16 protein-coding genes are annotated in these 21007 nt (G+C 42.2%); 7 read left to right on the forward strand and 9 right to left on the reverse strand.

Going from position 1 to position 21007, the window contains the following annotated elements:
• On the forward strand, nucleotides 1–210 hold a 210-nt coding region (locus VK664_RS00660), incomplete at its 5' end, for a hypothetical protein (protein ID WP_461396660.1).
• Nucleotides 211–472: 262 nt separating this feature from the next.
• Entirely contained in the window at nucleotides 473–790 is a 318-nt protein-coding gene (locus VK664_RS00665) for a hypothetical protein (protein WP_461396661.1), read from the forward strand.
• 304 nt (nucleotides 791–1094) lie between these two features.
• On the opposite strand, the gene VK664_RS00670 is transcribed toward VK664_RS00665, so the two are convergent.
• Nucleotides 1095–1700 (reverse strand): GNAT family N-acetyltransferase, encoded by a 606-nt coding sequence (locus tag VK664_RS00670; RefSeq protein ID WP_461396662.1) that lies wholly within the window; start codon nucleotides 1698–1700, stop codon nucleotides 1095–1097.
• A 21-nt stretch (nucleotides 1701–1721) separates the two neighbouring features.
• Nucleotides 1722–2333, reverse strand: coding sequence for an L-threonylcarbamoyladenylate synthase (locus VK664_RS00675; protein ID WP_461396663.1), 612 nt, complete (start codon nucleotides 2331–2333; stop codon nucleotides 1722–1724).
• 138 nt (nucleotides 2334–2471) lie between these two features.
• Here VK664_RS00675 and VK664_RS00680 point away from each other — a divergent pair, with 138 nt between their 5' ends.
• Nucleotides 2472–3356 (forward strand): cupin-like domain-containing protein, encoded by an 885-nt coding sequence (locus VK664_RS00680; protein ID WP_461396664.1) that lies wholly within the window; start codon nucleotides 2472–2474, stop codon nucleotides 3354–3356.
• A 791-nt stretch (nucleotides 3357–4147) separates the two neighbouring features.
• Here the strand turns inward: VK664_RS00680 and VK664_RS00685 are convergent.
• From VK664_RS00685 to VK664_RS00700, 4 genes are all read right to left on the reverse strand, one after another.
• Nucleotides 4148–4756, reverse strand: a complete 609-nt coding sequence (locus tag VK664_RS00685; protein WP_461396665.1) for a hypothetical protein — start codon at nucleotides 4754–4756, stop codon at nucleotides 4148–4150.
• 181 nt (nucleotides 4757–4937) lie between these two features.
• Nucleotides 4938–5972 (reverse strand): 2-oxoacid:ferredoxin oxidoreductase subunit beta, encoded by a 1035-nt coding sequence (locus VK664_RS00690; protein ID WP_461396666.1) that lies wholly within the window; start codon nucleotides 5970–5972, stop codon nucleotides 4938–4940.
• A 1709-nt stretch (nucleotides 5973–7681) separates the two neighbouring features.
• On the reverse strand, nucleotides 7682–7975 hold the full coding sequence (locus VK664_RS00695; protein WP_458921968.1) for an RNA recognition motif domain-containing protein: 294 nt from the start codon (nucleotides 7973–7975) through the stop codon (nucleotides 7682–7684).
• A gap of 193 nt (nucleotides 7976–8168) precedes the next feature.
• Nucleotides 8169–9380, reverse strand: coding sequence for a TCR/Tet family MFS transporter (locus tag VK664_RS00700; RefSeq protein WP_461396667.1), 1212 nt, complete (start codon nucleotides 9378–9380; stop codon nucleotides 8169–8171).
• Nucleotides 9381–9511: 131 nt separating this feature from the next.
• Between VK664_RS00700 and gndA the strand changes: the two genes are divergently transcribed.
• From gndA to pgl, 3 genes are all read left to right on the forward strand, one after another.
• Nucleotides 9512–10951 carry an NADP-dependent phosphogluconate dehydrogenase gene (gene gndA / locus VK664_RS00705; RefSeq protein ID WP_461396668.1) on the forward strand — a complete coding sequence of 480 codons (1440 nt, stop codon included), beginning with the start codon at nucleotides 9512–9514 and terminating at the stop codon, nucleotides 10949–10951.
• Between the two features lie 73 nt (nucleotides 10952–11024).
• Nucleotides 11025–12542: a glucose-6-phosphate dehydrogenase gene (gene zwf / locus VK664_RS00710; RefSeq protein WP_461396669.1), complete on the forward strand. Its 1518-nt coding sequence runs from the start codon at nucleotides 11025–11027 to the stop codon at nucleotides 12540–12542.
• 24 nt (nucleotides 12543–12566) lie between these two features.
• Nucleotides 12567–13295 carry a 6-phosphogluconolactonase gene (gene pgl, locus VK664_RS00715; RefSeq protein WP_461396670.1) on the forward strand — a complete coding sequence of 243 codons (729 nt, stop codon included), beginning with the start codon at nucleotides 12567–12569 and terminating at the stop codon, nucleotides 13293–13295.
• Between the two features lie 12 nt (nucleotides 13296–13307).
• Here the strand turns inward: pgl and VK664_RS00720 are convergent, their stop codons facing one another.
• Nucleotides 13308–13721, reverse strand: a complete 414-nt coding sequence (locus VK664_RS00720; RefSeq protein ID WP_461396671.1) for a Dabb family protein — start codon at nucleotides 13719–13721, stop codon at nucleotides 13308–13310.
• Nucleotides 13722–13880: 159 nt separating this feature from the next.
• Between VK664_RS00720 and VK664_RS00725 the strand changes: the two genes are divergently transcribed.
• Nucleotides 13881–17744, forward strand: coding sequence for an AsmA family protein (locus tag VK664_RS00725; RefSeq protein WP_461396672.1), 3864 nt, complete (start codon nucleotides 13881–13883; stop codon nucleotides 17742–17744).
• A gap of 104 nt (nucleotides 17745–17848) precedes the next feature.
• Here the strand turns inward: VK664_RS00725 and VK664_RS00730 are convergent, their stop codons facing one another.
• Nucleotides 17849–19048, reverse strand: a complete 1200-nt coding sequence (locus VK664_RS00730; protein WP_461396673.1) for an N-acetylmuramoyl-L-alanine amidase family protein — start codon at nucleotides 19046–19048, stop codon at nucleotides 17849–17851.
• Between the two features lie 140 nt (nucleotides 19049–19188).
• Complete coding sequence (locus VK664_RS00735) at nucleotides 19189–20982, reverse strand: acyl-CoA dehydrogenase family protein (RefSeq protein ID WP_461396674.1); 1794 nt, start codon at nucleotides 20980–20982, stop codon at nucleotides 19189–19191.
• Nucleotides 20983–21007: the final 25 nt, after the last annotated feature.

Below are 21007 nucleotides of genomic sequence, written 5' to 3' on the forward strand. Positions count from 1 at the left end.
AACCCTAACAAAGCTGATCAAGGCAAAAAAAGCCGATCGGAGACAAGAACCACTCATGGCATGAGCAAAGGTATTAACCACGGGACACAGCCGCAAAAAGGCACAATCCTGCTCCCAACGGAGCGAAGAAGCGACCAAAAACTGTTGCATAATAATGCTGGTAAACAAAGAAAGCAAACCAGCATGTCGTACCGTGGTCAGCGTTACTGAAGCCGATCAGGGCAAAAAAGCCGATCGGAGACAATCCCGCACGTGCGGGACATGAGCAAAGGTATTAACCACGGGACACAGCCGCAAAAAGGCACCATCCTGCTCCCAACGGTGCGAAGAAGCGACCAAAAACTCTTGCATAGTTGTGCTGGTAAGCTATTAAAGCTAACCGGCAACTAATCGGCCGTTAATGTTTTGTTAGCGGTTAAACCCTTGGTTTAATCACTCTTCTCATATATAAGTAACAATTAAAATAGCAACCATGAAAAGTAAAATCATTATCGCACTCACAATTCTGATCACGCTGGCAGTGACCAGTGCAGACGCGCAATCAGTCAGGGAAAAAAGGCAATATCAACGTGACGGAATAAGTAAAAACTATGGCAATAGCCGGGGCAAAATATCGAAACATGACCGTCATCGTCTTGCCCGAGAAAAACACCAGTACCGTCGTGATAAGCATTTTGGCCGAAATGAACGCCGGTATAGCTATCGTGAAAAAAGATATCAGCGTCATGACAATCGTAAGTACGGACGTTATGGTTACGACTACCGAAATAAACAAAGAAGATTTGATTAAAGTAGGATGATTAATGAGTTAATCATTGAAGGTTCGATCAATGAAGGATGATTAATGAAGGATGATTAATGAGTTGATCATTGAAGGTTCGATCAATGAAGGATGATTAATGAGTTGATAAATGAGTTGATAAATGAAGGCTTGAATTAACCCGTTCGAAGGAATTAATTCAAAACAATTCCGCAAATTCGATTTAATCAAAAACGGTTAATTGATTCTATAGATAGTTTGATGATTGGTGTTTATTGTGGTGTTGACAGATCCCGCCCTCCAGGCGGGATCCTGTTTTAGACGATATAGTTGTTTAATAAAGCATATCGCTGAAAAAACTTTGTTTTCTTTCAGTCCATTCATCGCGCAGCAATCCAAAATACATGGTATCACGCCTTCGGTTCGAATGCATTTGCATATGGCTACGTAGAATGCCCTCGGGGATCAGTCCGACCTTGAGAATAGCAGCTTTTGATCTTTCATTCGAAGCATCGGTTTTTATTTCGACTCTTTCCATTTTCATTGTTTCAAAGGCATAACTCAATAAGGCAAATTTTGCCTGCCTGTTAATTCCCGTACCGATGAATTCTGTGCCCAGCCAGGTCCAGCCAATCTCAATACGTTTGTCTTCAAAGGAAATGTTCCCAAAGCTCGTACAGCCACAAATTTGCTTTGTGTCCTGGTCAAGAATCACCAGCGGCATCCGGGTTTCTGCTATTCGTCCGGCCAGTGCTTCATCCATCCACCTTTTCAATTCCCCTTGCTGGCTAAGGTCCTGTTTGAACCAGGTCCAGATATCGGCATCATGTGTCAGCGGCTCAAGCGCATCATAATCTCCCGGTATCATCGGCCGCAGAATAACTCTTGAAGTTTCTAACATAAACCCATCTGAAAAAAATTTACTGTACTCCGGTTGCATATTGCCCATTTTGTAAAGATATTAATCTGTTGGCCATTCCCCTAGCCCTAAGCGGGTAACTACCGGTTCGTCACCTGTACAATCGATTATAGTTGAAGGTACTGTGCCCCCAATACCACCATCTACAACTATATCTACCAGTTTATGAAAATTAGCGTGAATCAGCTCAGGATCAGTATATTCTTCTACCATCTCCCCGGGCAAGGTGGCGCTAAGAATAGGGTGACCCAGCTCCTTTACTATCGATAAGGCAACCAGGTTGTCGGGAATCCGTAAACCAACCGTGTTTTTCTTGCTTTTTAGCAGTTTTGGAACTTCTTTGCTTGCCGGCAGGATAAATGTGTAAGGTCCGGGGAGATGGCTTTTGATTAAGCGGTATAATGGGGTTGACAGGCTGCGGGTATACTGACTCATATCGCTGAGATCATAACATACGAAGGAAAGCTGTGCCTTTTGGGGATCAACGTTTTTGATTCTGCAGATTCTTTCGATAGCTTCCGGATGAAAAATATCACAGCCCAGGCCATAAATTGTATCTGTGGGATAAACAATAACCCCTCCTTTTCGCAGAGTCTCTACAATTGTCTTTATATTTCTGGGCTGGGGATTCTGAGGATGAAGCGGTAATAGCATGATTATGGTATAGATTGTTGTAAGAACAAAGACAAAAAGATTATGCCTATTCTAAAAGATATGTCAAAATGAACTTTTTATCGCGCTCTCAGTTATCCGAAAGATGAATTTAATATTAAATTTGCCCAAAACGGAGCTATGCAGTTACAACCTGTTGATACAGTAAATAATATAAGTGCGGGTGAATTTCAGCAGCGTTACTATAAGCCGATGAAACCCCTTGTTATCAAAGATATGGCGAAGTCATGGCCTGCATATGAAAAATGGAATTGGGACTACTTCAAATCAATCGTTGGCGATAAAAATGTTGCATTGTATAATAACGTCAAAAGTGACGCTTATACTACAGTGAACGCTGCAGATGATTATAAGACCTTTGGTGAGTACATTGACATGATCAGCCAGGGACCAGCGGGATGGAGGATTTTTCTTTTTAATATTTTTGACCATGCGCCACAGTTAACCCAGGATTTTTCGTGGCCCGATGATTACATGAAGGGTTTTATCAAAAAATACCCTATGCTTTTTGTGGGCGGCGAAACCAGCATTACCCATATGCATTTTGATATGGATCTTTCTCATATATTTCATACCCAGTTTGCGGGACGTAAAAAAGTGTTGCTTTTCCCTTATGAAGAACAACATAAACTCTATCGCAAGCCTTTCGAGGTGATGAGCATGGCTGATTTCTCCAATTATTATCAGCATAACGGAAAACCTGACTACAAACAATTTCCAGCATTAAAACATGCTAATGGTTACGAAGTGGTGCTGGATCACGGTGATACGCTGTTTATGCCTGCCGGATACTGGCACCACATGGAATACCTCGACAGCGGATTCGCCATGAGCCTTCGTGCCATGCAATCGTCTATCGGAGGTAAGTTGCATGGAGCCTGGAACCTGATAGGTATGCGTCATATAGACACGCTTATGAAAAAAACTGCCCCGAAATGGTGGTATGATTATAAAAAAGAAAAGATTTTTAAAGCGGCAGAAAAAGAGCTTTCAAGCCTTTCCTAGTCGGATTAACAGGCCTTATCAACCTCTTGACTTGCATTAAATAACTGTTGAAAAAGACTGGTTATTAAAGATTTTTCAAAAAATTATTGATATTCTAGAAACTAGTCTTTACTTTTACCGCGGCTCATGCAGCACGACGCTTTCCTGACTGCGTGTCTACAGCCCGGCTTAATCCAATCTCTCTATTATCCCAAACATCCAATTTCTATTTTCTATCAATTTGATTTAGATCCTGATTTTTTTGAAGTGGTTATCTTCAAAATTTTGGTGTCTCTGTTAACGATCTCCGCACCCCTTGAAGTCCTGATGTTTGTACCCCTATTTTCGTTTGTGCCTGCAAATTTTCGTTTGATTTAATCTTATTGCTTTAAGCATGTGCTGAGCAGTAATTCCATTCACTACCTCAAGACAATTGGTCAGGTTTTGTATGCTGATATTACTATGCTGGGTACTGTTGGCTCTGTGATAAAGATTAATTAACTGAACATATAACATCCGAAAAACCCTTCATTCAAAGTTACTATTGATACCCTCCCAACTTCTTTCTTTTTGTGGTTTCAGAGGTAAGCACAGGCCGGCGATTTCCATCGCTGGCATTTTTTTTCGTGGATCTGTTAGCGTTAGAGAGATTGTTGCCTTGTTTCCTGGTTTCAGGTAGAAGGGTCATTGGGAGCCGCTAACAATGCAGATGAATAAATTGCAACTTCATGTAGAGGGGTCATTTGAGCTGCTAACAATGCAGATGAATAAATTGCAGATATCTTTTGCACCAATTTTTTGTTGCCATGATATTATTGCTGGTTTCCTATGCGCAGATCTTTGAGTAGCCGGATAATTATTGGCAGATTTTCTGTACGCACGGGGAAGCCCAGTGATGAACGCCAGGTTTCTTCGTTTACGCCATCCGATGGGCGGCTTACCAGGTGATGCACATTCAACCTTTTCTTTTTGTTTCGCAAATATAAAAACTGGAATTCATCATTCTCTGTATCGATCGCATCGATCTCTTCAGGTTTAACTGTAAAATAGATTTTCTCAATAAGCATATTTTCGTTCAGGGCAAGGAGGTTGGTTCCTTTGTAGTATTTATATTCTATAGACAGAGAGTCGTTTCGCCAGCCGGCATCGACCGTGAGTAACACTTCCTGGTCTTTCCAGCGGGTATTAAAAACAGCTCTCAGCAACGGTAATATTGCCACCCTTGCTTTTCCTCGTTTATCCAATCCGGCAATATCCCCCTTAATCATTGTTGAAGGCGCAGCTACATATAATGTTGATGATCGGGCTGCATTCGAGGTGTTGTTTCGGGAAGATTTCGACGTTGAAGCGATTGTTTGGGCGTTCAGGCTATTCAGGAAGCCGGCGCCTGACAAAGTCAGTGCAATGGAGAATTTCTTCATAGGATACAGGTTAGTTCATAGGATACAGGTTAGATCTATAACCCCATTACTGACGGATATATTGTATGTATTTGGATCAGTTTGTCAACATGCCGGTCTCCCTCAAAAAGAAGATTGATAATCAATGCGTTACGGAACAAATCCAGGAAAGAATTTTACGTAGGAATTTTAGGCAAGAATTTTAGGCAAGAATTTCCCAGGTCTCTCTACCCCGGAGTAGTTTGTCCAGGTCGGCTTTACCTTTTGAAGCGATAACATCTTCAATCTGAAGGTTTAGAGTATCTTCATAACAAGCCCTGTCAACTTTGTAGAAAACGCCAAAAGGACGTGGCAGATGGCCTTCAATCCTGGGATCATCAAACATTCTCACGAGGATCTGGGCTTTGTAAAAATCCTTTTCGTCATGAACCCAGAGGTCATCGGCGCTATAGCCTTCGTTCAGATCCACAACTACCGGTTTAAATCCGTCGAGTTTGATTCCTTTGTTCTGGCTGGCTCCAAAAATCAGTGGGCGGCCCTGGTCCATAAACAGACCCTCCTGCGGTTTCGTACTTTTTTCGGTGAAGATCTCAAAAGCACCGTCATTGAAAATATTGCAGTTCTGGTAGATTTCAAGGAAAGATGCGCCGTGATGGGCATGACTTCTTTTCAGCATATCCTGCAAATGTTTTGGGTCCCTGTCCATGCTTCGGGCAATAAATGTGGCATCGGCCCCCATTGCAAGCGCAAGGGGATTGAAGGGATGATCCAGACTACCGTAGGGAGTCGATTTGGTAACTTTACTCTTCTCCGAAGTCGGAGAATATTGACCTTTTGTGAGTCCGTATATCTGGTTGTTGAATAGCAGGATATTTACGTCGAAATTGCGGCGCAGAAGATGAATAGTATGATTTCCCCCAATACTCAGGCTGTCTCCGTCACCTGTTACGATCCAGACGCTTAATTCCGGCCTGGTGGCTTTCAGACCTGAAGCAATAGCGGTAGCACGACCATGGATCGAGTGCATACCGTAGGTATTCATGTAGTAAGGGAAACGCGAGCTACATCCAATTCCTGAAACGATAACTATATTTTCTTTTGGAACACCGATAGTCGGCATTACTTTCTGAACCTGGGCCAGGATCGAATAATCACCACAACCCGGGCACCAGCGTACTTCCTGGTCAGTTGTAAAATCTTTGGCAGTTAACGGAACGGCATTGATAGTCTCACTCATCTATTGTTTTTTCGTTTTGTAAAGATATTTCTTATTTCCGTAACACTAAGTCCCTGAACGCGACCACCTGCAATTTTACAAATTTATTACGCCTTCTTTATTAAGCCCTCCTTTAATTAAGCCCTCCTTTATTGAGCCCCCTCATTCCGAACCTTTAGCCGCCTCATACCAACCTTCTTCTTAGTATCTCAACTCCAGGCTTTTCCAACCCGAAAATCAACCATTCAGGGCATGAAAAAAGCTTTGATAGCCGGTAGAAACCGGTGGTCAAAGCCCTTCCTAATAAACGCTCAAAAACTTATACGAATCTATCCTCATACTTTGCCCTGGCTGCCGTTTAAAAAGCCATTTGAATGGTTTTTTTCCGCATTGTGGTTTCGGGAATTTTGAGTATTTCGTTTTTCGGGATTGATTTGTAACGATAGCAGCATTATTATGCAACAGTTCTGTTTCATTCCTTCGCTCCGTTGGGAGCGTGATGGTGCCTTTTCGCGTCTGTGTCCCGTGCTTAGTTTCATTCTTTATGCCGGTGGCTACTATTGTCTCCGGTCAGCTTTTTGTGCCATGCTTAGCTTTGTGAGGTATGCTTCCAGTGGTAGTTGCAGTTGGTCCCGCACGTGCGGGATGTAGTAACTCTCGCGTAAGAAAGGGAGGACGAAGGCCGCTCAAAGGCACCATCCCACTCCCAACTCTCTCATCCATTTGGGGAATAGGCGACCAGTCATAACATTTCTTACTATTCCTCCATTGCTGGTTTTCTAGTTGGCTTCATTGCCGGTATCATCAAAGCATCATCCGTAGCGCCAATCACTTTGATCAGAATAAATAAATCAATGGGCTAAAGTTCAGGATCTGCATTTGTCTGCAGCGCTCACCTTCAACTATAGCGGTAAAACTGCAACCGGTGAAACTGCAACCAGCGCGGTTTGCAACCTTGAAACCCTTTAACGTTGCAATCAGATGATCAGCCATTCTATATTATCTGCTCGTATCATTGGTAAGCTCCAGTTATCAGGTTGCCGGGGAATTGAAGGCGGTGTGGTTCAATACAGATAAAGAAAAGAGAAAACAGAAATGTCGACAGCTGAATGTCTACCTCTAAATTGTTGAATTATAATTCGACAGGTGTAATTCAGAGAATCGTAATTCAGAGAAGCCTATTCGGATAATTGCCATTGCGACCATTGCCAAAGCGATAAATGCAATACCGATAAAAGCAACGCCGATAACTGTGCTGATAATGGAATGCAGAGACTGCAATGCTGGTAACTGCGATAAATGAATGTTGAATTTTGTTTTGCTGGTCGCATATCCCCCAAGTGATCGAGGTTAGAACGTGCAGGATGGGCCTGAGGTTGGGTTGATTTGCCACATTCGATTCCTGGGCGGAGTTACTAAAGCCGATCAGGGCGGGGCAGCAACTACCGCTGGAAGCATACCTAACAAAGCCGATCAAGGCACAAAAAGATGACCGGAGACAACAGCAGCCACCGGCATAAAGACACAAACTAAGCAGGAATCACAGTGGCAAATCAAACTAACCGAAAGGCCCATCCAGCGAAGTGAAGAACCGAGTGAACGCCATGAACATGCAAAAGAAGCAATGTAACAATAGTGTAACAGTAGCGCTATGACCGAACCGCCTCAGGAAGGCGCAAAAAAAAGAGCCACGAAGGCTCTTAAAGTATCGAACAGTGATCGATTGAAAATTAACGGCTGAAACTTCCTTTGCGTGCAAAGGGTCTGTTGCCTGTTTTTTCTTCACGTGGGCGCGCTACTGCTACACTGATGGTCCTTCCATCAACAACAGCTCCGTCCAGTTCCTGAATAGCTTTGTTAGCAGCTTCTTCATTAGGCATTTCTACAAATGCAAATCCACGTGACTTGCCAGTAAATTTGTCTTTAATAACTGTTGCAGAACTAACTTCTCCGTAGTCTGCGAAATAGCTTTCAACGTCTTCATCAATGACGTTAAAGCTAAGGTTTGAAACATAAATGTTCATACTACATTAACTGATTAAAATGATTAAATTCCAATCTGAAAAAATACAGGGGAGTAAAGATGATTACGAGCTACCAGCGTAAAACGGGGAAATGATCGTGAACTAACCTTAAAACTGTGAATCTCAAATTGAGTCCGCAAATATACTTCAATAAACTGGAATTAAATACTGATTTCAACTGAATTAATAAAAATTAACCTGATTTTTTAAAGGACCTGTAAGCAAGTACCGTGCTTATAAGTGTAAGCATTGACCCCGCCAGGAAAGGTGCTCCGGGTAGACTAATACTTCCCTCAGGACGAGTGAACCATGCAAACAAAGTTGTCATCAAAGGTGGTCCGATGATAGATGTTACACTCATGAGACTGGTAAGTCCACCCTGCAGCTCGCCTTGTTCATTAGCGGGCACCTGGTTACTGATGATACCCTGTAATGCCGGGCCGCAAATACCTCCCAAACAATAAACCACACTAAAGGCAAACATCATCCATCCCTGGTTGGCAAGACCGAATAAAACAAGACCGATACTATACAACAATAAACCTATATAAACGCTTCTCTCGTTTCCGATTATGGGGATCACTTTCCTGATCAGCAATCCCTGAACCAGGAAGATAAGCAAACCAATCACGCCAAGAGAATAACCAATGGTTTTCTCATCCCAATTAAATTTTTCGATTGTATAAAAAGTCCAGGTGCTTTGAACTGCGTGAACTGCGATATATACCAGCACAAGCGAAAAGATAAGACCTGAAATCTTCGGATATCTTCTTAAATGAATCAATGAACCCATAGGATTTGCCCTGCGCCATTCAAACCTGCGCCGGTTTTTCAGGGGCAATGATTCGGGCAGCACAAAATATCCATATGCGGCATTCAACAGGCTTAGGCCCGCAGCTGTAAGAAAAGGTGCACGGGTTCCGATGCTGCCAAGTAAGCCACCCAAAACAGGACCAATTATAAAGCCAAGCCCGAAAGCAGCACCAACCATTCCAAAATTCTGTGCTCTTTTTTCCGGGGGGCTTATGTCTGCAATATATGCTGTGGCAGTTGTGAAGCTTGCTCCCGTTATTCCGGCAATGATTCTTCCAACAAACAGCCACCAGATAGTAGGGGCAAAGGCCACGAAAATATAGTCTATGCCAAAACCCAATAATGAAAATAACAACACAGGTCTTCTGCCATATTTGTCACTCAGGTTACCAAGCACAGGCGCAAAAAGAAATTGCATGATGGCATAAGCAAAGGTCAGCCAGCCGCCATATTCAGAAGCAACGCTGTTGTTTTCCCCGGTCAGATTCATGATCAGTTTTGGTACAACCGGAATAATAATGCCTAATCCTATAACGTCGATGAGAATGGTTACGAAGATAAAACCCATCGCAGCCTGTCTTGATGGAGCCATACTAACTAATTATTACAAAGAAATGATTTATTCATTCACAGCACTGCTCACCAGGAAAGTTTCATACCAGAAAATGCAACAAGTGAAAATACAAATTACCTACTTTTACGCCTTCTTAGACAAGCTTAAACATGACAAATCAACAATTCGACTTCGGAATGATCGGTCTCGGTGTAATGGGCCAGAACTTTCTTTACAATCTTGCGGACCATGGATTCAAGGCAATCGGGTATGATAAGGACATAAAAAAAACCGCGTTACTGGAATCTTCAGCAACTCCTGGCACAACAGTAAAAGGTGTTAACAGCCTTGAGGAGATGGTATCCAGCCTCGCAAAACCAAGAAAACTGATGATGCTGGTTCCTGCCGGCAAACCTGTTGATGATGTAATCGCTTCGCTCAAACCATTGGTAGAGCCAGGAGATATTATCATCGACGGTGGAAATTCTCATTACACTGATACGCTTCGACGTGTAAACGCCTTGCATGAAACAGGTATCCATTTTATGGGCATGGGTGTTTCAGGGGGCGAACAGGGAGCACGTACAGGCCCAAGCATCATGCCGGGTGGTAACGAGATTGCATGGCATGCAGTAAAGCCGGTTCTTGAAGCAGTTGCCGCCAGGGTTAACGGAGTACCTTGCGTGGCTTATCTCGGCAAAGGTGCGGCAGGCCACTATGTAAAGATGGTGCATAACGGTATCGAATATGCGATTATGGAGCTGATCAGTGAAGCATATGATGTGCTTCATCGCGGACTGGAGCTCTCAAACGATGAACTGCATGAAATTTTCAAAAGCTGGAACGAGGGTGAACTGGAATCTTTTCTCATAGAGATCACAGCTTCTATTTTCAAACAAAAAGATGATGTTACTGATGGTTACCTGATAGACCAGATCCTTGACAAGGCCGGGGCAAAAGGCACAGGCAAATGGACTTCACAGGATGCCCTCGATATAGGAGTTCCAATTCCTGTAATAGACATGGCGGTGGCTATGCGTAACATCAGTTCCCTGCGTGATGAAAGACTGAAGGCAGCTGCACTTTATCCATCAGCTGTTAAAACAATTCCGCTGCCAAAAGAAGTATTTATCCAGGAGGTGAAAAACGCCTTGGCTTTTGCTATATTAATCAGCTATGCACAGGGGATGGCTATGTTGCAAAAAGCTTCTACAGAACTTGCGATGGATATTCCACTACCGGAAGTTATCAAAGTATGGCGCGGGGGTTGTATTATCCGTTCAGCCCTACTCGATCTGTTTGCCAAAGCTTATGCACAGGATCCAAAACTTTCCAATCTTTTGCAGGACGGAGCTATCGCCCGATGGATACTCAGCAAAGAAGCTGATGCCCGCACAGTAGCTTCATTGGTTATTCAGGCTGGTTATCCTGCCGGAGGGATGTTGAATTCCATTGCATATTTTGATGCATATCGCAGCGCCCGACTACCTATAAACCTGGTCCAGGCCCAACGTGATTTTTTTGGAGCACATACTTATGAAAGAAACGATGGCACCGGCACTTATTATCATACCGAATGGACAGTCGGAAAGTTTGAACATTTACCCTGATCATTGCAAAACGCTAACCGTTTTACAAAATAAATCGTACCAGAAATTTATTTTTCAATTGTAGATATTCTTTATGATACAGAACCACAAAAGACCACCGGCATCTCTCCTTTTTATTTTCGGAGGAAGCGGTGATCTGAATTTTCGCAAATTATCACCTGCGCTTTATAATTTATTTATAGACGAATGGATGCCCGAGAAATTCGGGATAGTAGGAATCGGAAGAACCGAATATTCAAACGAAAAATACCGCAGTCACCTTCTGGAAGGAATCAATCAGTTCAGCCGTCGTAAGGATGAACAAAACGGGAAGTGGAAAGATTTTTCTCAACATATCAGCTATCTGCAAATGGATGCTGAAAATGAGGAAGAATATATAAAGATTGCAGAGGTTGTAAAAGAAAAGGAAAAAGAATATGGCGAACATCCCAATGTGGTTTTTTACATGGCAGTTGCTCCCCAGCTGGTTCCTGAGATCGCCAGTAAACTTGGACCTCTAAACATTTGCGCAGATACAAAATGCACAAGAATAGTAGTGGAAAAACCATTTGGCAACGATCTTCAAAGCGCACATAAATTAAACCAGTTGCTTTCTTCGATGTTTTCAGAAGAACAGATTTATCGTATAGATCATTATCTCGGAAAAGAAACGGTTCAGAATATATTGGCAATGCGTTTTGCAAATGCCTTATTCGAGCCAATCTGGAATCGTAACTATATTGACCATGTCCAGATAACCGCAGCTGAAACTGTGGGCCTCGAGGGCCGCGGTGGCTATTATGAACATTCAGGGGCGCTTCGTGATATGATACAGAATCATATTCTCCAATTGGTCTGTATGATCGGAATGGAGGCACCCGTTTCTTTCGATGCGAATGAAATCAGAAACAAAAAAGTCGATGTTTTAAATGCAATCCGGCCAATCGGGCCAGATGAAGTTCACAAGTTTGTTGTGCGTGGGCAGTACTCCCATGGCTGGATGCAGGGAAAAGAGGTGCCTGCTTACCGCGAAGAGAAAGGTGTTGATCCCGAATCACCGACTGATACTTTTGCCGCAGTAAAGTTTTTTATTGACAACTGGCGTTGGCAGGATGTACCATTTTATGTAAGGACCGGTAAGAGAATGCATCAAAAAACAACCATTATCACTATCCAATTCCGCCCGGCTCCCAATTTTGCTTTTCCACCCGAAGCAACCCAAACATGGAGACCGAACAGGTTGACAATAAGTATTCAGCCCGAAATGGACATAAGGCTCCGTTTCCAGGCTAAACGTCCCGGCCAGGCTATGGTGCTCAACCCGGTAGATATGATCTTCAGTTATGAGGATGCTTATGACGGCCATGAACCCGAAGCATACGAAACATTACTGCTTGATGTAATGGAAGGAAATGCAACGCTTTTTATGCGGGCAGACCAGGTTGAGGCCGCATGGAAAATCATCATGCCTATATTGGATGCCTGGGAAGCCCGGCCACCCGTTGATTTCCCCAATTATGCTCCTGGTTCCTGGGGCCCGGAAGATGCAGAAGCTTTGATAGCCAGGGATGGGCACAATTGGATCACGCTGCCACTACCCCACAAGGACTGATTAAATCATAAAATTGAACCGTGTATGAAACTTCATATCTGTAAAGACTCCAATGAGCTGAGCAAACAGGCCGCAGTCTGGATCGGCTCCAGCATCAAACAGACCCTTGAAAAACAGGACCGGTTTACTTTAGCCCTTTCGGGTGGGTCAACCCCACAAAAACTGCATGGACTTTTAAGCAGCTATCCTTATAAGGAAGAGATCGACTGGTCGAAGATTCATATTTTCTGGGGAGATGAAAGGGTGGTACCGCTCGAAGATGACCGGAACAATGCAAAGATGGCTTTTGATACCCTTCTTGATAAAGTCGACGTTCCCATGGAACAGATTCATATCATGAGAACAGATATCGATCCGTCGGAAGCAGCTGCTGAATACGAGAAAATTATTAAAAAATATTTCGGATCGGGCGGTCATAAGCTGGACCTTCTTCTGCTTGGGATGGGCGATGATGGACACACGCTTTCTTTATTTCCCGGCACTCCCGTGGTACATGAAAAGGAAAAATGGGTTACTTCATTATTCCTTGAGTCACAGGATATGTATCGTATCACGCTTACAGCACCTTTCGCAAACCGTTCAGCAAGAGTTGCCTTTCTCACAGCGGGCAAAAGCAAAGCACCCGCTTTAAAACAAGTGCTGGAAGGCGACTACGATCCGGATCATTTTCCGGCGCAGCTTATTAAACCAGTGGGAGAACTACATTGGTTTGTAGATAAAGAAGCTGCTTCTCAACTTTCGCGAACATATTAAGTAATAGCGCGTTTAAACATCTACTGAGTCATACACCACCACCTTTTGCCAGAGTGAAGAATAGTCTTCGATAAACTTCAGGTGAATTGGATCTGTCTGATAGCTTTCCTGGTCGGCTGCATTGTTAAAATTAAGCATCCATGAAATGGAATAGGATCTTTCAATTACATCCCGATGGGTGTCGGCAGGCTTGCCTATATGAAAAGTTTTTATCGTCTTAACTTTTGATAATTTTCTCAACCCTTCTACCAGTTTATCACGATCGGCAGTGCTGGCTGGATTCTTCAGGTAAAAAAATACATGGTGAATAAAAATGTTATTCGCTGTCATAGCTGATGCTGTTGTATATGTTAATGATGCAAATGTGGTAACTAAAGCAGCCTTACCCGTATTTGTGATAAAACTGCGGCGGGAATGTTTCGACATAAGCTGGTACAATTGGTCTTAGGGCAATAAATTTATGTATTTAATACCGAATATTCTGAATTGCTAAAACGAAATCAAAATATGTTTTAAATTTAATATAATTAATCCGGCGTTCTTTAACATGGATCGCTGTGTGCTAACCTTAATCTTATCTTTTTTTTGAAAAAACCACGCAAATGGAAATTGCTACTGTTCGTGTTTACGGGCATTGTCTTGCTGATAACAGCGAGCTATTTCATCTTTATATATAAATTCAAAGAAATATTAAGGACAGTTATAGAAAAAGAGTCACAGGGAAAATACACGTTCAACGCGTCCAAGGTAAACTTATCGCTGTGGGACCAAAAGATTACACTCAATAATGTTATTGTAGCAGCGGTTGATTCAGTCCAGGCATCTGCAGATTATTTCATCTCAGCCAAAAAAGTCCATCTCTCCATTGAGTCACTTCGTGATGTAATGTTGAATGACAAGTTGGTTGTGAACGATGTTATTATCAGCGAACCATTTTTTCGTATCAGTGTCCTTACTGATAAACCCAGGGCAAATGATAACTTTCATCCATCCACCGTCACCGATATCATCAACAACCTGACCCAACGTTTGCAGGTCAGAAGTCTCCGGTTAACAGATGCCTCATTTGAGTATATTACTTTTAAACACCCGGAACCATTTAAAGCGGACCATATCAATCTGAAAATATCCAATTTCAGAAAAAAAGACTCGATGACGAATGACCTGATGTATACTGATGATATCGATCTTTCAGTTACAAACCAGTCATGGAAATTTCCTGGTGGAAATCAGGATTTGAATTTTACCAGGCTTCATTATTCTGCCAGGGATCAATATATACAGATTGATTCCAGCACACTTATTATCAGGGGGAAGAAGACAGCTGATACCGTTACACTGTATGCAGATCAATTCAGATTCAGTCCAAGACGACTTCAGGAGCACCTGGCCAATGATGAATTTGTGGTTGATAGCCTGGTCTGTGTCCGGCCGGTATTGATTCTCCAGAAAGGAGAAAACAGTAAAAAGGATTCAAGCGGATCTATTTCGGGTGCGCTTAACCAGATGTTCAACAAAGTGAACCTGCGTTATATTAATATTATCAAAGGCTCTTTTGCCATTTTTGAAAAAAACAGGACAAGTAGTTCCTATTCCACTGAACAGGCTGATATAAAGATTTATAATCTCCAGGCTCAAAGCAATCACCCGAAGCCATTAAGTGTGGATAGTGTTATGTTCAATCTTAATAATCTTACTTTCCTGACCCGGGATAGTTTGTACCAGTTAACAGTTGATAAATTCGGACTTCGAAACAATGATCTGACCTTTATAAATGCAAGTTTTGGAAACGCACCGGGTAACACAAGGCCTTCCAACATGACTTTTACTACTCCTGAGTTACGGTTCAGAGATATTGATCTTGAAGAGCTGATGATGAAAAAGCTCAAAGCACCGGCAATCTCAATATACCGGCCGACTATCAGGCTTTTTACAACTGAGAAAAAACACAATGACAGCGACAGTAGTGGAAAGTTTTCCTTCAAAAGTTTTTATAAAGCAATGCACGGGCTTGATGAACTCATCAATGTTGACAGCTTCCGCATCATCGAAGGGAACATGAGATTAAGGTCGAATAAAAATATTTTCAATGCGGATTTTAATTCCATCAACGGGGTGATTCTGATTAACAAATTGCTTAAAAGCGATTCGCTGGTTGATATTAAGCGGGCAATCCCCGATATGAATATTCAAATGGCCTCGATATCATCACCAGGATTCAATCTCGCGCTGGATAATTTTCATTTTAATGGCACATCCAGGCACAGTTATGTTGAAACATTCATGTTCTCAATCCCGACCGGTACTAATATCTCTGGTAAAAATCTGTCCTGGGATATCCTTGACTGGGACATATTTCAAAAATCAAATATCCTGCAGATAAAGAAACTTGTTATTGATGAACTGACTACAAATTTCGGGGTAGGTCCATCTTCAAAAAACAAAAAAAATGGTTTCCCGGTTCTCATCATTGATACACTTGAAATCGGGAAGTTAGGCTTCGGGATGAAAACCAAAAATTCAACACTGAATCTGAATGCCCATCAAATCAATCTACGTGATTTTAGTTCGCAGGCCGAACATTTAAGCTGGACTGACTTAAGTGCCTCTATTAATCAGTTTCATTTTCAAAAGAAAGGCCTGGAAGCTTCATTCAAATCCCTGGCCTTATCCAATAATGGGATTAATCAGCTAAAGGATGCCACATTTCATTTTGATGATCTGGACAAAGAAATCGATTTCCAGGCACCCCTGATGAATCTAAAAATGGAATTTCAAAGTTCTGATTTTTCAAAGTTTTCGATCCATTCATTGGTGTCTGATACTGCATCGATAACAATTCTTGCCAAAAAGAAACCGGAATCAAATAATGCCGTGATGGCTTCCGGGCTGCAACAGGAAGAAACAGATATTCAAAAAACTACCGTCAATAGCATTTTAGTCAGCCAGGTTGAATTAAACAATAATTCGGTTGTTTATATCAATCAGTTCGATTCAATGATGGCGAACGCAATGCTTGATTTATCCGGCAAAACAATCGTTTACCAAAACAATGAAAACCTGCCGCTCAGGTTCAAAGAATTGAATTTAGCAATGCGCGACCTTCAGTTTGATCAAAAACAAATCAAGGTCTCCACCCCTTCATTTGATGCTGGATTTACAGACGGAGAATTAAGTCTCACAGCCGATAAGTTATACAGTCTAAAGGCTGGCATTGATATCAATTGGAAATCACTTGATTTCGCAATGGGTTTCAAAGATTCAGCTACACTATCTGTAAAAAACATATCAGGAACATTGTTAACGCCAGGCTTTGAATTTTCGCCGGGCAGGAAAATAAACTGGGCGCCTTTGGTAAAACTTGCAACATGGAAGAACGGACAGGCAAGTTTTGAGAACCGCGATCTTAAGGCGGAAGCAGAAGGTCTCAGCTGGAATGGTCCTGAAAGTGCTTTCACAACAGGATATTTTTCCGTCAAACCAAAAATTAATGCTGCAACTGCGTATAAAAAAAATCTTTGGCAAAGAGATGAGCTGGTAGTTGATGGTGAAAAATTGACAATAGACGGGATTGCATACGATCCCGCTTCAGGAGATTCTACGCTTGCCATAGATAAGATCATCCTTGAAAAAATAAATCTGCAAGCCAGCCGGGATAAACGAATTCCCTTCAGGCATGGTATTGAGAAACCCATGCCAACTAAACTGATCAGTTCGTTGCGTTTTCCTGTCGTCATTGATTCGTTGATAATCACCAGGAGTAATATTACCATTCATGAGGTTTCCGCTAAAACTAAAAAGACCGGGACCATCCCATTGCGGGAGCTTGAAGCAACCATAACAAATATCCGGAACAGGGTCAGTCCTGACGACGTGCTTGGTATTTCAGCAACAGCTTTAATGTTAGACAACAGAATTAATCATATGAGATATGATGAGCTGTATGGAGATTCACTGTCTCCATTTATTATGAAATTTTATGCTTCGCCGATGAAGCTGACAAATTTCACTAAAGCAACTCAGCCCCTGGCTAATGTCGGGGTCAGAAATGGATTGTCTGACACGCTGTACGCGCACTGGATTGGGAACAAACATGCAGCGATCGGTAGAATGAATTTTCATTATAGAGGTTTAAAGATCGCACTACTGAATAAAGATGATCCTGAAAAAAAACACCTTACCCTGCGATTGGTGAATCTCTTTGCTAATTCAATTGTTCGTAACGCTAATTCTAAAGAGGCGATTATTTATTATGAGCGGGACCCCGAAAAGTTTGTATTTAACTACTGGGTGAAAACAACGTTTAGCGGACTTATGTCAAGCGTTGGGGTAAAGCGTAACAGGAAGTATATAAATCAATATAACAAGTCGAAAGAAAAGTTTTCTTTACCGGATATGCCGCCAAGTGCACCTAATGGTACACCCATCATATTGACCAGGTCTTATTAATCCTGGATCTTAAACCGGTCGTTCAAATATATTTGTTCGACAAGTTTTTGTTCATTCAGCTTTGTTTGACGGCTTTGTTTGATCGATTTGTTTGATCAGCTTTTTCAATCCAGTTTATTCAACCAGTCTTTCACTCCTTTATGTATTTGCTTTGCCACACGTTTCTGAAACTTTGGATCAGCAATCAGCTTTTCATCTTCCTCGTTGCTCAGGAAAGCGATTTCTACCAGGCAATTGGGATATTCAGTGGGGCCGCTAAGCGCAAAATTGAATGCACCCACATTGCCAAAATTTGATAGCCCCAGTGCCAGCATTCTTTGCAGAATACTTTCAGTTAGTGGTCGAAATCCGATGTAGCGGTAATAAGTACTGGCGCCGCGGATGGCAGCATTGGCGGACGAGTTCAGGTGCAGGCTAAGTAAAAGGTCAGGGTTTAGGGCACGCAACATAAGTGCCCGATCGATCATACTGATATCAACATCCGAGGTCCTGGTCATGATTACCCGGAACCCTTTTCTTTTCAGCCTTTTGTTGAGCTCGTTAGCAAACTTCAGCGTGTAATCTTTCTCCAAAATTTTTGTCATCTTGCCCGAAGCTCCTGTATTGGCTCCACCGTGGCCGGCATCAATGGCAATGGTAAGATTTTTTGATTTCAGTGAAGGTTGTCTTTTGATCCTTATGAGTAATTTTTTCGAAGCACTATCATATGAAATATAATGACCCCAGTGTTGCTGATGTTTGAGTTGAATATGGATCCTGATCACATCGTCTTCAACCTGGTCGTACCAAACGTTTTTGATTTCTGTTGCTGTACCCGTTTGAGTAATCCAGTTTGTGTTACTTGTTGCACCAAAAATATCAATAGTGAGACCAGCAGGGGTCAATGTTTGCTGACTACGATATGGCAATCTCTCATCGAGCTGCACACTGATGAAATCCTGGTGCTGATCGCCATAAACCTTCCAGCTGCCACTTAGGTAATAGGGCTTTTTGATAGCAAGGGAATCTGGTTTTGTATTTGTTTTCTGGATATATGCTGAATGATTTTTTGATAGCTGCACTTTGTAGTCGGTTACGGACGAGTCGACGATTCTCAAAAGAAGATTGCTATCCAGGTAAGTCATTTTCGCTCCGCCAAGACGATCATCCCCAAGGCCATATTCGAGATAAGGCATCGGCCCGGTGCTCCTTACAAAAAAAGATGATTTAGCTACGATTGTATCGTACGGGGTTGAATAAAGAACATTGGTATCCTGGGCGATTGAATTCAAACTGACAAATAAGAGCAGGATTGCGCATTTCATTTCAGGAAGTTAAGAAATCCCGCCAAAATGAAATCACTATCCAACTTATTCTAAGCAAATTTCAACTCCACTTATGCCTGATTTCTCAATAGCATAGATTTAGCGGACTTAACCGTTAAATCTATGCGCTTATATTTCAATTATAAAGGATACTTATTATCAGCTATAAGTTTATCGGCTATACGCCTGCGTGAAAGTTTCGAATTAAATGATTCCGCCTTGGTAAATCGTTTTATGCCGAGCAACATCATCCTTTGTTCATCACCATCAGCAAATGAATTGATAGCATCTTTTCCATATTTGTTTATTCTGTCGGCCGTATCATAAATGAAAGTCTGAACGATATCCTGTTCATAGCTGCAGGCAGCTATCCCTTTTTGTTCAGCTAATTTGATCAGCCTCAATAAGGCACTTTCAGCATGATAGGTCTCGATAGCCATATCTGCAATGTTCATAAGAATCTCCTGTTCAGATTCAAGCTTCAACATTAATTTTTGAACAGCTGCACCGGCAGTCATCAAAATTGCTTTTTTAAAAGAGACGATCATTTTTTTCTCTTTTGCAAATTCACCATCATCATCGCTGTTGAAATCCGGAATACTCATTAGTTCTTTGGAAACAGCCATGGCGGGCTCCATCAGATTTATTCTTCCTTTCATTGCCCGTTTCAGGACCATGTCAACTGTCAGTAAACGATTGATTTCATTGGTGCCTTCGAAGATCCTGTTGATACGGCTATCGCGATAAGCTTTTGAAACCAGGTACTCATCACTGAATCCGTTACCACCATGAATCTGTACCCCTTCATCAACTACAAAATCCAACACTTCTGAGCCGAAAACCTTCAGCATGGCACATTCAATCGCATATTCCTCAGCAGCACCCAATAAAGCTTCATTAAAAGGTTTACCCTTTTGGACGAGTTCATGTTCTTTGTCATCGATCCATTTTGCTGAACGGTAAAGTCCGCTTTCACATACCCAGATGCGAATAGCCATTTCCGCAAGCTTTGATTTTATCGCTCCAAAATTTGCGATTGCCATTTTAAACTGCTCCCTTGTATTTGCATACTGAATGCTGTTGGAAGCAACACGTTTTGAAGCCCCGAGCGCTGCTGCACAAAGCTTCAACCTGCCTATATTTAATATATTGAATGCGATGATATGACCTTTGCCAATTTCACCAAGCACATTCTCAACAGGAACTTTACAGTCCTGGAAATACAATTGTACAGTAGATGATCCCTTGATACCCATTTTATGTTCTTCAGGGCCCTGGGTAAATCCCTCAAAGCCGCGCTCAACAATAAATGTGGTGAATTTATCGCCGTCGATTTTTGCAAACACGGTATAAACATCTGCAAACCCGCCGTTCGTTATCCAACATTTCTGGCCATTGAGTAAATAATGTTTACCGTCAGCAGAAAGTGTCGCTGTTGTTTTAGCACCCAATGCATCGCTTCCGCTGTTTGGCTCCGTAAGTCCATAAGCGCCTTTCCATTCACCGGTAGTAAGTTTTGGAATATACTTCTGCTTTTGTTCGTCATTGCCAAAATAAAGTATAGGCAAGGTACCAATACCGGTATGCGCGGCTACTGCAACAGAAAATGAATAACCTCCACCGAGCCCTTCGTTCACCAGGGTGGCTGTTATAAAATCCTTACCAAGCCCCCCATATTCTTCAGGTATTGAAATGCCTAAAAGCCCCTGGTCACCAGCTTTTTCAAGCAGGCCCGGCATCAATCCAGCCTCCATCTTATCGATGCGGTCTATAGCAGTCATAACCTCCGTGTCAAGAAAAGACCGGCACATATCCTTAACCATCTGTTGTTCTTCGTTGTATTCTTCAGATGTATAGGTATCAGCGGCAGTACTTTCGCGAACCAGCCATTCTCCGCCTTTCAGCAATGTTTTATTTTCTGTGATGGTGCTCATATCTGCAAGTTTTATGATTAGCTAA

It is taken from the genome of Flavitalea sp. (assembly GCF_035489435.1).
Taxonomy (GTDB): domain Bacteria; phylum Bacteroidota; class Bacteroidia; order Chitinophagales; family Chitinophagaceae; genus DATHKG01.

Bases quoted from the DNA above. Each gene is read 5' to 3' on its own strand.
- VK664_RS00685 (WP_461396665.1), bottom strand. From the start codon at position 4,756: ATGAAGAAATTCTCCATTGCACTGACTTTGTCAGGCGCCGGCTTCCTG.
- VK664_RS00735 (WP_461396674.1), bottom strand. From the start codon at position 20,982: ATGAGCACCATCACAGAAAATAAAACATTGCTGAAAGGCGGAGAATGG.
- VK664_RS00680 (WP_461396664.1), top strand. From the start codon at position 2,472: ATGCAGTTACAACCTGTTGATACAGTAAATAATATAAGTGCGGGTGAA.
- VK664_RS00730 (WP_461396673.1), bottom strand. From the start codon at position 19,048: ATGAAATGCGCAATCCTGCTCTTATTTGTCAGTTTGAATTCAATCGCC.
- VK664_RS00695 (WP_458921968.1), bottom strand. From the start codon at position 7,975: ATGAACATTTATGTTTCAAACCTTAGCTTTAACGTCATTGATGAAGAC.
- zwf (WP_461396669.1), top strand. From the start codon at position 11,025: ATGATACAGAACCACAAAAGACCACCGGCATCTCTCCTTTTTATTTTC.
- VK664_RS00690 (WP_461396666.1), bottom strand. From the start codon at position 5,972: ATGAGTGAGACTATCAATGCCGTTCCGTTAACTGCCAAAGATTTTACA.
- VK664_RS00700 (WP_461396667.1), bottom strand. From the start codon at position 9,380: ATGGCTCCATCAAGACAGGCTGCGATGGGTTTTATCTTCGTAACCATT.
- VK664_RS00675 (WP_461396663.1), bottom strand. From the start codon at position 2,333: ATGCTATTACCGCTTCATCCTCAGAATCCCCAGCCCAGAAATATAAAG.
- VK664_RS00670 (WP_461396662.1), bottom strand. From the start codon at position 1,700: ATGCAACCGGAGTACAGTAAATTTTTTTCAGATGGGTTTATGTTAGAA.
- gndA (WP_461396668.1), top strand. From the start codon at position 9,512: ATGACAAATCAACAATTCGACTTCGGAATGATCGGTCTCGGTGTAATG.
- pgl (WP_461396670.1), top strand. From the start codon at position 12,567: ATGAAACTTCATATCTGTAAAGACTCCAATGAGCTGAGCAAACAGGCC.
- VK664_RS00720 (WP_461396671.1), bottom strand. From the start codon at position 13,721: ATGTCGAAACATTCCCGCCGCAGTTTTATCACAAATACGGGTAAGGCT.
- VK664_RS00665 (WP_461396661.1), top strand. From the start codon at position 473: ATGAAAAGTAAAATCATTATCGCACTCACAATTCTGATCACGCTGGCA.